Here is a 13732-nt window from a genome sequence, read left to right on the forward strand (position 1 = left end):
ACGGACCGGCCACGGGGTGGCGTCCGTCGTCCGGTGCATCGCCCGGCCGGAGCCGAACGATCGGGGAAACACCATGACATGCAGGACAACATCCGAGGGCGTGCCCGGGACGGGCCACCCGGCACCGCACTCCGGATCCGCCTGGCGCCGGTTCGGGACGGGCGGGCTGGCCGTCGTCCTGGCGGCGTCGCTGTTCGGCTGCGCGAGCGCGGGGACGCAAGTGGCACCGGCCGCGGACCAGAGCACGGCCGGCTCCACCGACGCGCAGAAGGGCTCCGGCAGCTCCGGCGGCGGAGCCACGGGGAAGGACGGCACCGAGAAGACGAAGGACGCCGAGGCGCCCGAGAAGTCCGAGGCATCCGAAAAGGCCGCGCCGGCCCAGGCTCGTGCCGCCGAGGAGTTCCGCGCCGAAGGCGTCGCCGAGTCGGGCGAGCCTGCCTCGGTCGAGGACTCCGGCACCGGTGAGGAGGAGCGGGCCACCATCGAGACCGTCTCCCTCGGCGAGGAGGCCGAACCGGCCGACGGCCTCGAGATCCTCGTGGAGTCGACGCGGTCCGTGACCGCGGAGGGCATGGGACCCGGAGGGATGTCCGGGCCCGCCGTCGCCGTGGTGGTGAAGGTGCGCAACACGACGAGCTCTCCGATTTCGACCCTCGGGAGCAGCGTCACCGTGACCTACGGCTCCGACGACCGCCCGGCGGCGCCCTCCCGACAGCCCGACGACGTCAGCCTGCCGGTGCAGATCGCCCCCGGCAAGACCGTCTCCGGCACCTATACCTTCCTCGTTCCCGAGGACCAGCGGGAGGATCTCGTGATCACCGCCTCCTACCGCGCCACCGACCCGGCCGCGGTGTTCTCCGGCCGTGCTCTCGGCGAGGGAGCGGACCGTTGACCGCCCGCCCGCAGCCCCGCCCCGCTCACGACGACCTCGGAGGTCACGGCATGAAAAAGATCCTTGTCCCCGCCTGCGGCCTGCTCCTGGTCGTCGGTGCGCTGGCGCCTGCGCCGGCCTACGCGGACTCCGCCCCGGCGGACCCGACGAACCCCCGCACACCACCCACCGTCACCGCGGACGCGCTGCCGACCGTTCAGATCAACGGCGTGGTGTGGGACCAGGAAGTGGTCGGCAACACGGTCTACGCCGTGGGTGAGTTCACCTCGGCCCGTCCCGCGGGCGCCGCTGCCGGACAGCAGCAGACCCCGCGCGCCAACGTCCTCGCCTACCGGCTCGACACCGGCGAGCTGATCAAGGAGTTCGCGCCCACGGCGAACGGGGTGGTCAAGACCGTCATGGCGAGCCCCGACGGCAAGCTGCTCTATCTCGGCGGGTCGTTCACCCAGATCAACGGGGAGACGCGCAACCGGATCGCTGCACTCAACCCGACGACGGGCGCGGTAGACGCGAACTTCCGGCCGGTCCCCGACTCGCGGGTCAACGCCATCGTCACCGACGGGAAGACCGTCTACTTCGGCGGCTGGTTCAGTGCCGTGGGCAACCAGCCTCGCGGTGGGCTCGCGGCCGTCGACGCCCGCAGCGGTGAGCTGCGCCCCTGGACGCCCGTCGCGGACGGTCCGGTGGACTCCATGGTCATCTCCCCGGACGGGAGCAAGGTCGTGGTCGGCGGCGACTTCGAGCGGCTCAACAACTCCTCGGACCCGGGCACGGGCATGGGTGCGCTCTCGACGGCGGACGGCAGCCTCCAGCCGTGGAAGGTCGGCTCCACCGTGCGCAACGGCGTGGGCGACGGCGGCATCTCCGCGCTGTCCACCGACGGCAAGTACGTCTACGGCACCGGCTGGACCTGGTTGCGCAACTCCAACTTCGAGGGGACCTTCAAGGCCTCCTGGGCGGATGGCAGCATCGAGTGGCTCGAGGACTGCCACGGTGACTCCTACGACGTCGTGCCCCACGCCGGGGCCGTGTACGTGGCCAACCACGCCCACAACTGCGAGTCCCTCGGCGAGTTCACCGACAGCAATCCCCGCACGTTCTACCGCGCCAACGCCTTCAGCGAGAAGACCACCGGGGTGCTGGGCAGCACGCGGGACGAGTACTTCGACTTCTCCGGCAACCCGGCCCCGAGCATGCTCAACTGGTTCCCCGACCTGGAGGGGGGCTCCTACACCGGTCAGTACCAGGCGGCATGGACCGCCGAGGCTGCGGGCGACTACGTGGTCATGGGGGGTGAGTTCCCCCGGGTCAACGGCAAGGGCCAGCAGGGCCTGGTCAGGTTCTCCACCCGCGCGAAGGCGCCCAACGCGGTGGGCCCCACCCCGGGTGGGGTCGACATGGGCTTGTCCGCCTCCTCGCACAGCGGCGGCACGGTCAGTCTCACGTGGACGGCAGCGTCCGACCAGGACAACGAGAATCTCACCTACCGCATCGTCCGAGACGGGAACACCGCCCAGCCGGTCGGTGAGGTCAAGGGGCGGCACCGGTTCTACAACCGCGCGCGCATGGGATACACCGACACCACCGCCCAGGCCGGCAAGCAGCACAGCTACCAGGTCGTGGTGACGGACCCGACCGGGCGTACGGTCGCCTCGTCCCCGGTGCAGGTGACCACGGCGGGAGGCGCCGGGCCGACCGGGTACACGCGCTCGGTGCTCCAAGACGCTCCGACGCACTACTGGCGCATGGGCTCTCTCGACGCCGGCCTGGTCGATGTCTCGGGTGGTGCCGCGCTGAAGGCCGACGGCCAGGTCACCGGACCTGTCGAGGGCACCGTGCAGGGGTCGGCCGAGGCGACCCGCTTCGCCCGGACCGACACCACGAAGCCCGCCGGCTTCGCGGCCACCACGCAGCAGGAGCTCGGCCCCCAGAGCTTCACCGCCGAGACCTGGATCAAGACCACCACCACGGCCGGCGGCCGGATCCTCGGCTTCGGCAGCGACGCGAGCCGCGGGGCCCGCAGAACGGACCGGCACCTGTGGATGGGTGCCGACGGTCGACTGCACGCCGGCGTGAACCCGGACCGGGCGGTGGTCGCGTCCTCCGCCAAGTCCTACAACGACGGGAAGTGGCACCAGGTGGCCATGTCGCTCGGCTCGGACGGGCTCGTGCTCTACGTGGACGGTGAGAAGGTGGCCGAGAACACGGAAGCCACATCCGCCCAGTACTACAACGGGATGTGGCGCCTCGGCGGTTCTGTGTCCGCGACGTGGACGGGGGCCGGAGCCACAGGCGAGTTCACGGGGGACATCGACGACACGGCCGTCTACGGCAGGGCGTTGTCGGCGGACCGGATCCAGGCGCACTTCGCGGCAGCGGACGGCGAGACGCCGGAGCCGGAGCCGGAGCCGGAGCCGGAGCCGGAGCCGGTGGAGCCGGGGGTGCTGGTCGATGATGCCTTCGACCGCACGGGGACCGGTTTCGGGTCGCCGGGCGAGGGGATGTCGTGGAGCCAGTGGGGCAGCAAGGCGACGTTGTCCACGGCCGACGGGGCCGGGCGGATTGCCTGGACCGGTGGTGGGGCCGCGGCCTCGTCGCGGCTGTACGGGCTGAGCCAGCTGGACTCGGACGTGCGGACTGCGGTGCGCTTCGCGGACGCGCCCAACGGGGGCGGCGGGTACTTCTCGGTGCAGTCGCGCCGGTCGGGCAGCGAGTTCTACGCCGCGACGCTGCGGGCCCGCACGGGCGCCACGGCGGAGCTGTCGCTGACGCGCTCGGCCGGGGGCAAGGAGGAGGTGCTGCGCAGCGTGCCGCTGGCGGACCTGTCCGTGGCCCGGGACCGGGAGCTCAATGTGCGTCTGGAGACGGTCACGGCCCCCGAGGGCGCTGGGACCGTGCTGCGGGCGAAGGTGTGGGCGACCGGGTCCGAGGAGCCTGAGGAGTGGCAGGTCGAGGTGGAGGATTCCACCGCGAGCCTCCAGCGGGCCGGGGTGTTCGAGCTGGGCTACTACGTCTCGGCGTCGGCGACCAACGCCCCGGGGACGCTCAGCGTCAACCACTTCACCGCACGCACCACCGAGTGGTCCGGTCCGGCGCCCGAGCCTGAGCCGGAGCCGGAGCCGGAGCCGGAGCCGGAGCCGGAGCCGGTGGAGCCGGGGGTGCTGGTCGATGATGCCTTCGACCGCACGGGGACCGGTTTCGGGTCGCCGGGCGAGGGGATGTCGTGGAGCCAGTGGGGCAGCAAGGCGACGTTGTCCACGGCCGACGGGGCCGGGCGGATTGCCTGGACCGGTGGTGGGGCCGCGGCCTCGTCGCGGCTGTACGGGCTGAGCCAGCTGGACTCGGACGTGCGGACTGCGGTGCGCTTCGCGGACGCGCCCAACGGGGGCGGCGGGTACTTCTCGGTGCAGTCGCGCCGGTCGGGCAGCGAGTTCTACGCCGCGACGCTGCGGGCCCGCACGGGCGCCACGGCGGAGCTGTCGCTGACGCGCTCGGCCGGGGGCAAGGAGGAGGTGCTGCGCAGCGTGCCGCTGGCGGACCTGTCCGTGGCCCGGGACCGGGAGCTCAATGTGCGTCTGGAGACGGTCACGGCCCCCGAGGGCGCTGGGACCGTGCTGCGGGCGAAGGTGTGGGCGACCGGGTCCGAGGAGCCTGAGGAGTGGCAGGTCGAGGTGGAGGATTCCACCGCGAGCCTCCAGCGGGCCGGGGTGTTCGAGCTGGGCTACTACGTCTCGGCGTCGGCGACCAACGCCCCGGGGACGCTCAGCGTCAACCACTTCACCGCACGCACCACCGATCCTCCGGCGGCCGGCTGACCGGCAGGGCACCGCGAGGGGTTCTTCCGCCGGCACCGGGGGGTGCCGGCGGAAGAACCAGACCGATACCGCACCATCAGCAATGGGTGACCGTGGGGACGGCCGCCCGGCTTCCGGACAGGGAGCACCACAGGGGGGAGAAATCATGCAGGAGAACACCGGCCGGAGCACCGGCCAGAGCACCGGGACCGAGGCGCTGCGCATCGGGATGATCGGGACCAGGGGGGTCCCGGCCGCCTACGGGGGGTTCGAGACGGCGATCGAGGAGATCGGCTCGCGCCTGGCCGAGCGCGGACACGACGTGGTCGTGCACTGCCGGCGCGGTAACGCGGCCAAGCTCAGCGGCGACCCGGCCACCCCGGATCCGACCACGCACCGGGGCATGCGTCTGGTGCACCTGCCGGCAGTGCGGGGCAAGGCCGTGGAGACCCTCAGCCACACGACCATGTCCGGTCTGCGCCACCTGGTGCGACGGGACACCGATGTGAACTTCGTCTTCAACCCGGCCAACGCGCCGCTGCTGCCGTTGCTGCGCGGCGCCGACACCCCGGTGGTGGTCCACGTGGACGGACTCGACTGGAAGCGCGGGAAGTGGGGGCCTGTGGGGCGCGCCTACTACCGGCGCGCGGAGGCGCTGTCCGTCCGCTGGGCGGACGCGCTGATCGCCGACGCGGTCGGGATCCAGGACTACTACCGTCAGGAGTTCGACGTCGACACCACGATGCTGTCCTACGGTGCCCCTGTCCTGGGGAGCATCGGCTCCGACGCCCTGGCCGGACTGGGCCTGGCCCCGCACGGCTACCACCTCGTGGTCGCGCGCCTGGAGCCGGAGAACCACGTGGAGATGATCGTGGAGGGCTACCACCGCAGCTCGGCGACCATGCCGCTGGTGGTTGTGGGCACCGCGCCCTACGCGGCCGACTACATCGACCGGATCGAGCGCACGGCCGCCGCCGACCCCCGCATCCGCCTGCTCGGAGGAGTGTGGGACCAGGACGTGCTGAACCAGCTCTACGGCAACGCCCTGACCTACGTGCACGGCCACTCGGTGGGCGGGACCAACCCGTCCCTGCTCCGTGCCATGGGCGCGGCCGCCTCGACGCTGGCCTACGACGTGGTCTTCAACCGCGAGGTCCTCGGCGCGGACGCCCGGTACTTCGGTGACGCCGAGGACCTGCCCTCGCTGCTGACGCAGGCCGAGGCGGACCCGGTGGGCCAGGTCCGCCAGGGGGAGCGCCTCGCCGTCCGCGTCCGGGAGCGCTACGACTGGGACCGTGTGACGGACGGCTACGAGAATCTGGCGCGCCGCGTGGTCTCGGGATCCTCCACCCGGGGCTCGGCCACGGGCCGGCGCACCGGGCGCGCATGGGCCTCCGACCCGACCGCCCGGAGGACGTCCGAGGGCTTGTCCGCCCTCTCCCGGAGCGCGGCGCTGCACCCGGCCGCGACCGACGCCGAGGAGGTGCGGGTCCCGTGACCACGACCTCCGAGCGTCCGGGCACCCCGAGTTACTGGGAGACCGTGGCCCAGCTCGCCGCGGCACAGAAGGGCCGCGCCGCGGGGGCACCTGCGTACTCCGTGTTCGTCAACCGGCCGGCGGGGCGGCTGCTGGCCGCCGCCGCCCACCGGGCCGGACTCACCCCGAACCAGGTGACTGCCATCAGCGCGGCGTGCTCCGCGGCGGGGATCCTGACACTGGCCCTCGTCCCGCCCACGGTGTGGTCGGGGATGCTGGTGGCGTTCCTGCTCGCACTGGGCTATGCCTTCGACTCCGCCGACGGCCAGGTGGCGCGCCTGCGTGGCGGCGGCTCGGCGGCGGGGGAGTGGCTGGACCACGTCATCGACTGCGCCAAGATCTCCCTGTTGCACATCGCGGTCCTGGTGGCCGCCGTGCGGTTCTTCGACGTCCCGCAGGCCTGGCTGCTCGTGCCGCTGGCGTTCCTGGCCCTGGACAACGTGGCGTTCTTCACGATCATTCTCAACGACTCGCTCAAGCAGATCCGCGGCGTTCCGCTGCGCCGGCCCGGGCAGTTCCGCCCGCTGCGCTCCGTGGTGCTGCTGGCCGTCGACTACGGGGTCGTGTGCCTGTCCTTCGTGCTGCTGGGGTGGACCGAAGCGTTCGTCGTCGTCTACACCCTGCTGTGCGCCGCCCTGGCCGGGCACACCGCCCTGGCCCTGCCCAAATGGTTCAACGACATGAGGAGGCTCGGATGAGCCCGCGCACCGATGACCGGCCCCAAGGACCCGTCCTGGTGGTCCACCCCAGCTCCGACCTCTACGGGGCCGACCGCATGCTGCTCGAGTCCGTCCGTCAGCTCGTCGACGTGCACGGCGACGTCGTCGTGGCGGTCCCCGGCCCGGGTCCCCTGGTGCCCCGTCTGCTGGAGGCGGGCGCGCGGGTCGAGGAGGTCTTCAGCCTCGTGCTGGAGAAGCGCTTCCTCGAGCCCCGGCACTGGCCTGCGCTGGTGCACGACGCCGTCGCCGGCCTGCTCCCGGCGTATCGGACACTGCGTCGGCTGCGTCCGCGGGCCGTGTACGTCAGTACGGAGGTGCTCCCCCTGTGGCCATTGTTGGCACGCTGGAGCGGGGCGCACGTCGTCGTGCACGTGCACGAGGCGGAGCTCGAGATGCCGGCTCTCATCCGGCTCGGGCTGGCGCTGCCGGTGATGCCGGCCCACCGGGCACTCGTCAACAGCGAGTGCACGCTCGGCGGGCTCGTGGAGTCGGTACCGTGGCTGGCGCGCCGGTCGACCGTCGTGCTCAACGGCGTGACCGGGCCGGAAAACCCCGTGCCGGCTCGTGCGGACCTGGTGGGACCGCTGCGCATCCTCTACGTCGGAAGGCTCTCCGAGCGGAAGGGCGTCCACCTGCTCGTGGACGCGGTGCGCGTGCTCGAGGAACGTGGCGTCGACGCCGTGCTGGACCTCGTCGGGGACGTGGTCCCGGGCAAGGAGTGGTACGAGGGAAAGCTCCGTCACGCGATCGAGACGGCGGGTGTGAGCGACCGGGTCCGCTTCCGCGGCTTCCACGAGGACGTGTGGCCGTGGATGGCTGCCGCGGACGTCGTGGTCGTCCCCCCGGTGGTGACGGAAGCGTTCGGCAACACCGCCGTGGAAGCCGTGCTCGCCGCCCGCCCGGTGGTGGTCGCCGACCACACAGGGCTTCGCGAGGCCGTGGCAGGCTACGGCAGCGTGCGGGGAGCCGACACCTTCGCCTCCGATGCCGCGGCACAACTGGCCGATGCCTTCGTTGCGGTGCGCGACGAGTGGCCGCACATCCGCGCCGCCGCCGTGGCGGATGCCGCCGTGGCGCGGACCAGGCACGACCCCCGCGTCTACGGACGTGAGGTGGCGGCGGCCGTGGCTGCGGATGCGGCCCGGAGACGACCGGCCATCACCGCCGGGGGCCTTAGCGGCCTCACCATCCCCATCGTCAAGGAGCGACAGGCATGAGCCCCACCATTCCCAGGCCGGCGACGGCGCGGCGGTCCCGCGTGGGCTACGCCGCCGGCGCCTTCGACCTGTTCCACGTGGGGCACCTGAACATCCTGCGCCAGGCCAAGATGCACTGCGACCACCTGATCGCCGGGGTCGTCTCGGACGACCTGATCGAGATCACCAAGGGCCACCGGCCCGTGGTCTCCCTGCGCGAGCGGATGGAGATCGTCGAGCACATCCGTTACGTGGACCAGGTCCACGCCGAGGTGCTGCTGGACAAGCTGGACACCTGGCAGGAGCTGCGCTTCGACGTGTTCTTCAAGGGCGACGACTGGCGCGGCACCCCGAAGGGGGAGCGGCTCGAGCGGGAGTTCGCGGCGCTGGGCGTGGAGGTCGTGTACTTCCCGTACACGGTCCACACGTCCTCCACGAAGTTGCGCGCCGCCCTCGAGGCCCTCACGCTTCCGGTGAGCTGAGGCTCACTGCGGTGGTTCCGGGAAGCGCCGCTGCCTTGAGCGTTCGTCCGCCCACGGCGGCCGGGGCTGCGGGGTTCCCTGCGGAGCCGGTCCGGGACCGAGTGGCCCCGGACCGGCTGGCCACGAGCCGGGCTGCTGGGGGCCGCCGGGCCACGACCCGCCGTCGCCGTTCCGGCCCTGGTCGAGTTCCTGGTCCCGCTCCCGGCCCCGGTCCGCGCGCCGGCGCGCGCGGGAACGGCGGGCGGCGTCCCAGGCCCACACCACGAGGGCGCCGAGGCCGAGCAGCGCCACGAGCAGGCCGACGACGGGACCCAGGAAGGGCACGGCCCGGAGCAGAACGTAGACCAGGAGGCCGAGGGCCAGGGCGAGCACCCGTTTGCCGAAGCTCGCCGGTGCCCGGTCCCGCAGCAGGAGCCCGCCCGCGGTGAACCCGACCACGACCGGGGCCAGCAGGGCCACGGCGAGCACCAGGCCCAGGACCAGCACGAGGTCCAGCACCACGGCCGTGGTCACGACCGCGGCGGCCAGCCCGGCGAGGGTCATCCAGCCCAGGGCGACGGCCAGCAGGATCGACACGACGAGCACGGCGAGCACGGCCACGGCCGTCCCCGCGATCGTCAGCGCGCCCCAGCCGAGGCTGAGCCAGGGCCGTGACCGGAGCGTGCGCGCCGCCCCGTTCACGGCCCGGGGCAGCAGCCACAGCGCGAGCAGCCCGACCAGGAACAGGGTGACGAACAGGCGCAGCCCGGCGAGCAGCAGCGCGAGCGGCCCGGCGGGCCCGGCCGGCTCCTCCTCGACCACGGTCTGCTCGTGGACGACCTCCCCGGCGATCTCGGCGCCCGGGGCGATCGCGGCCTCCGTCCCGGACCGGTAGGACAGGCTCCCGTCCAGGCGGGCCTCGTCGGTCAGGGTCAGCCCGGGCTCCACCCGCGGCACGGCCACCCCGGTGGTGGGCGCCCAGGCGGCCTCCATCTCGTCTGCGGAGCCCACGTCCGCCTGCACGTCCCCGCCGATCGCACCGGCCAGGGCGAGCGCGGCGGCCCCGGCGGTCACCTCGCCCTCGACCGTGCCGGCCAGCAGGGCCTGGTACGCGCCGAGCAGGACGTCCCCGCCGATCTCGGCGCCGGGGCGGGCCTCCAGGCTGTAGCCGGCCGTGACCAGGTCGTCGGCCACCCGGGCCTGCTCGCCGAGGAGGAGCACCTGGCCGGCCACGCGGGCGTCGTCGCCCACGGTGCCCTCGATCACCACGGTCTGGGCCGCGGCCATCAGGTCCCCCTCGACCGTGCCGTTGATCGTCACCGTCCCGGCGGCCACCAGCAGGTCGCCGCCCACGGTGCCGTCGACCACCACGTCCCCGCCGGTCACGTACAGGTCGTCGTCCACGACCTCGTCGGCCGCCACCACCACGTTCTCCTCGCCGCGGATCTCGGCGGCCCCGGCGGCGGGGGCGGTGAGCAGGAGGCCCGCGAGCGCGGTGGCCAGCAGAGTCAGCAGGATCGGCAGGCGGCGGAGGAACGGGACGGGCGAGGTGCGGGGCACCGGCAGGGTCTCCATGGTCCCGAGTCCACGCCCGGGCCGGGACGGAGTCAAGGCGCGGCCCAGTGTGACGGCGGTCCGCCATGTACCCGCGCGTAGGTGAAGAGGTGGTCACGGTTGCGGACCGTTCCATGTGGGAGCGGGATCGCGGTCCTAGCCTGGGGCTGTCGCGTGGCGGGCGCGCGGAAGGATTCCGACCGGGGGTGGGTCATGACAGGACAGGGACTCGGAGCAGGCGTGGTCACGGCGGTGGTGGTGCTGGCGGGGCCGGTGCCGGCGGCGTTCGCGCACGGGGACGACCGGCCGGACGGGCCGCGCGTGGTCGCGGAGGGCCTGGACAACCCGCGGCAGCTCAATCGGGACCAGGACGGGAACCTGGTGGTGGTCGAGGCCGGCCGCGGCGGCCCGGACTGCGTCGGCGAGCGGTGCGCGGGGCAGACCGGCGCCGTCACCCTGATCGAGGATCCGCACCGGGACGCGCCCGCGGTGTCGACCGTGGTCGAGGGTCTGCTGTCCGTGGCGGCGCCGGACGCGTCCTTCGCGGAGGGGCCCGGCGGCGCGGACGCCACGGACGTGGACGGCCAGTACGTCGTCGCGGGCTACGACCCGGAGCGGCTCGACCTGTCGGTGTTCGAGGCGCGCGGCGGGTCGATGCTCGTGGCGGGCACCGAGGAGAACGGGGAGGAGTACCTGCTCGCGTACGCCGATCTGCAGGCGGCCGAGGAGGAGCTCAACCCCGACGGCGCGCAGATCGACTCCAACCCGTACGCGGTCCTGTACGTGGACGAGGACGACGAGGTCTCGCCGGACGGCTACGCGCTCGTGGCCGACGCCGGCGCGAACACCGTGTGGAAGGTGGAGCCGGACTTCTCCACCGCCACGGAGGACGCACCGCCGGAGTACGAGATCACCGCGTGGGCCACCTGGCCGACCACCGTCCTGCCCGACGGCACGGACGACCCGGAGGGCCCGGCCGAGTTCGTGCCCACCTCCCTCACCGCCGACGAGCACGGCAACGTCTACGTGGGCGGGCTGGGATCGGTCCGTCCGGGGGAGGGCGCGGTCGTCCAGTTCTCCGCGGACGGCACCGAGCTCGGCCGGTGGGACGGCTTCACCGCGGTGACCGGAGTGGCCGTGGACCGCGGCCACCTGTACGTCTCGCAGCTGTTCGGGCCCACACCGCCCATGCCTCCGGGGGAGAGCCCGGCGGCGGAGGCGCCGCCGACCCCCGGGCAGGTCCCCGGTCAGGTGGTGGTCGTGCACCGGCACCACGAGGACGCGGCGCGGTACGCGATCGACGTGCCCCTGCCGGCCGGTCTGGCGACCGGGCGGCACGGACAGGTCTACGCCTCGGTCAACAGCGTGGCTCCGGCCGAGGGGATCGCTGAGGGCCCGCAGAACCCGTTCGGCGCCGTCGGCGGCGGAGCGGTCTGGGAGCTGGACTTCTCGGACGCCTACCGCCTGGAGGACGCCGGGTAACAGGCCCCGGCGCCGGCCCGCCACCGCCGCCGGCCCGCCGCCGGACTGCACCGATCGTGCCTCTGGAGGCACGCAGGACCACCCGGGCACGACATTCGAGGCGAGGAAGAGCCATGGCACCGACGACCGAAGATCTGGTCCACCTCATCGCGGAGGGGTTCGTCTGCGCCACCGAGGGGAGGGGGCACGCCACGCCGGGAGGGCGGCCCCCGAGCAGGATCGTGGTCGACGCCACCGAGGGGTTCATCCCCCTGTGGCAGCCGGGGTCGATGCTGAAGTGGCGCTTCCAGGAGCGCAGCTTCGCGCTCGCCCCCGACCCGCAGGAGAGTCGGTCGATCGTCGGCGGGCTCATGAGCGAGGCCCTGGTGCGGTGGAGCTCGGCCGCACCGGTGCGGTTCACCCACGACCCCGACCTGTGGGACTTCGAGGTGGTGCTGCGCAACGCCGCGGACTGCACCCCGGAGGGCTGCGTCCTGGCCAGCGCGTTCTTCCCGGACGGGGGCCGGCACGAGCTGACCGTCTACCCCACGATGTTCGAGCAGTCCCACGAGGAGCAGATCGAGACGATGATCCACGAGTTCGGCCACGTCTTCGGGCTGCGGCACTTCTTCGCGGCGAACCTCGAGAAGCCGTGGCCCTCGGAGGTCTTCGGGACGCACAGCCCGTTCTCGATCATGAACTACGGGCCGATGAGCAAGCTCACGGACGAGGACCTCGGCGACCTGCGGGAGCTCTACCGGTTGGCCTGGGCCGGCCACCTCACCGACATCAACGGGACCCCGGTCCGGTTCGTGCGGCCCTACAGCGCCTCCGGGTCACCGGTCGCGGAGGCCGCCGGGGCACTGCCGGTCACGGCCCGGACGGACGCCCGCTTCCCCCGGTACTGACCGGGACCGGCGCTCGCCGAGGAACTCCTCCGCGATCTCCAGCCGGCGCCGGGCCCGATCCGGCGGGCCGCCCGAGCGGCGGGCGCCGGCCACCAGGGACAGGGCCACCCCGGCGCAGCGCACCCGCAGCGCGGCCGGGTCCACGGCCGCGTCGAAGCCGGCGAGCAGGCGCCGCGCGGCGGCCGGCGCGTGCCCGTAGCTGTCGTGGACCGTGGGCAGGACCGCCAGGTGGGCCACCAGGCAGGCGAGGTCGTCCACCCGGTGGCCGGGGCCCACGGCGTCGACGTCGAGCACCCCCGTCACCGGGCCGAACGTCCCGCGGGCGGCCGGACCGACGAGCAGGTTCGCCTCGTAGAGGTCCCCGTGCACGGGCACCACCGGGCCGGGGTCCGTGGCCCGGCGGGCCACGTCGATCGCCGCGGCGAGCCGTTCGATCCGGGCGCACTCCTCCGGCAGGGCCACCGCGGCCGCGTGCCCGTAGTCCAGGACCCGGTCCGTCCAGGAGGCGCGGGCGGGGAGCCCCAGCACGGCGGCGGGCAGGGCGTCGAGCAGCGCCAGCACGTGCTCGGGGTGCAGCGCGGCGGCGCCGTCCTGGCGCACGGACGCGGCCAGCGGGGTGCCGGGCAGCTGCCGGAGCACCACCACGTCCCCCACCGGGTCCTCCACGGGCGCCGGCACGGGCAGCCCGGCCTCGAGCAGCATCCGGTGCCGGGCGTGCAGCGCCGCGGCCCGGTCCCGCCGCAGCACCTTGAGGTAGCGCACCCGGGACCCGTGGGCCGCCCGCAGCACCGCCCGCCGGGTGGGCCGGTAGGAGACCTCGGTGAGCTCCGCGGGCTCGGCGGAGCCGAAGACCTCCCGGCCCACCGCCTCGGGCGAGGACGCCCAGGCCAACCCGGGCAGCCACGGGTCGTGCGGGTGCCGCCACGCCACGAGGTCCACGCCCTCGTGGCGGGTCCGCACCGCCGCCGGGGACGTGCCGGCGGGCGGGGAGGCGGTGCTCACGCACACCACCTCGGCGGCCCGCCGTGCCCCGGCCAGGGCCACGACGTCGAAGACCGCGGTGACCCCGGCGCCCGGCCGGTGGTGGACGCGCCGCCGGGTCCAGCGCTGCACGGACAGCCCGGCCGGGCTCAGCGCGGCCGCCAGGACCGGGCCCATCCCGGTGCCCGAGAGCAGGGCCACGGCCTCCCGCTCCGGGCCCGCCACGGGG

10 protein-coding genes are annotated in these 13732 nt (G+C 73.7%); 8 read left to right on the forward strand and 2 right to left on the reverse strand.

Features of this window, described 5'->3' with window-relative positions:
• The first annotated feature begins 73 nt into the window (after positions 1-73).
• The 6 genes from ACP7CD_RS13540 to ACP7CD_RS13565 all read left to right on the forward strand — a co-directional run bounded on the left by ACP7CD_RS13540 (position 74) and on the right by ACP7CD_RS13565 (position 8620).
• Positions 74-892 carry a hypothetical protein gene (locus tag ACP7CD_RS13540; RefSeq protein ID WP_426120396.1) on the forward strand — a complete coding sequence of 273 codons (819 nt, stop codon included), beginning with the start codon at positions 74-76 and terminating at the stop codon, positions 890-892.
• Between the two features lie 50 nt (positions 893-942).
• Complete coding sequence (locus ACP7CD_RS13545) at positions 943-4707, forward strand: LamG-like jellyroll fold domain-containing protein (protein ID WP_426120397.1); 3765 nt, start codon at positions 943-945, stop codon at positions 4705-4707.
• Positions 4708-4852: 145 nt separating this feature from the next.
• Positions 4853-6184: a DUF1972 domain-containing protein gene (locus ACP7CD_RS13550; RefSeq protein ID WP_336650591.1), complete on the forward strand. Its 1332-nt coding sequence runs from the start codon at positions 4853-4855 to the stop codon at positions 6182-6184.
• Positions 6181-6921 carry a CDP-alcohol phosphatidyltransferase family protein gene (locus ACP7CD_RS13555; protein ID WP_336650590.1) on the forward strand — a complete coding sequence of 247 codons (741 nt, stop codon included), beginning with the start codon at positions 6181-6183 and terminating at the stop codon, positions 6919-6921. The genes ACP7CD_RS13550 and ACP7CD_RS13555 overlap by 4 nt, the downstream gene beginning before the upstream one ends.
• Positions 6918-8159, forward strand: coding sequence for a glycosyltransferase (locus ACP7CD_RS13560; protein ID WP_336650589.1), 1242 nt, complete (start codon positions 6918-6920; stop codon positions 8157-8159). The genes ACP7CD_RS13555 and ACP7CD_RS13560 overlap by 4 nt, the downstream gene beginning before the upstream one ends.
• Positions 8156-8620 carry an adenylyltransferase/cytidyltransferase family protein gene (locus tag ACP7CD_RS13565; RefSeq protein ID WP_336650588.1) on the forward strand — a complete coding sequence of 155 codons (465 nt, stop codon included), beginning with the start codon at positions 8156-8158 and terminating at the stop codon, positions 8618-8620. Before ACP7CD_RS13560 ends, ACP7CD_RS13565 begins: the two co-directional genes overlap by 4 nt.
• Positions 8621-8623: 3 nt before the next feature.
• On the opposite strand, the gene ACP7CD_RS13570 is transcribed toward ACP7CD_RS13565, so the two are convergent.
• Complete coding sequence (locus ACP7CD_RS13570; RefSeq protein WP_426120398.1) at positions 8624-10174, reverse strand: bactofilin family protein; 1551 nt, start codon at positions 10172-10174, stop codon at positions 8624-8626.
• Between the two features lie 192 nt (positions 10175-10366).
• On the opposite strand from ACP7CD_RS13570, the gene ACP7CD_RS13575 reads away from it, so the two are divergent.
• On the forward strand, positions 10367-11635 hold the full coding sequence (locus ACP7CD_RS13575; protein WP_426120399.1) for a ScyD/ScyE family protein: 1269 nt from the start codon (positions 10367-10369) through the stop codon (positions 11633-11635).
• A gap of 113 nt (positions 11636-11748) precedes the next feature.
• Positions 11749-12522, forward strand: a complete 774-nt coding sequence (locus tag ACP7CD_RS13580; protein ID WP_426120401.1) for a matrixin family metalloprotease — start codon at positions 11749-11751, stop codon at positions 12520-12522.
• Here the strand turns inward: ACP7CD_RS13580 and ACP7CD_RS13585 are convergent.
• On the reverse strand, positions 12451-13728 hold the full coding sequence (locus ACP7CD_RS13585) for a phosphotransferase (RefSeq protein ID WP_426120402.1): 1278 nt from the start codon (positions 13726-13728) through the stop codon (positions 12451-12453). The two genes, ACP7CD_RS13580 and ACP7CD_RS13585, sit on opposite strands and share 72 nt — an antisense overlap.
• Positions 13729-13732 lie beyond the last annotated feature (4 nt).

This window comes from Kocuria sp. LHG3120 (assembly GCF_049897445.1).
Taxonomy (GTDB): domain Bacteria; phylum Actinomycetota; class Actinomycetes; order Actinomycetales; family Micrococcaceae; genus Kocuria; species Kocuria rosea.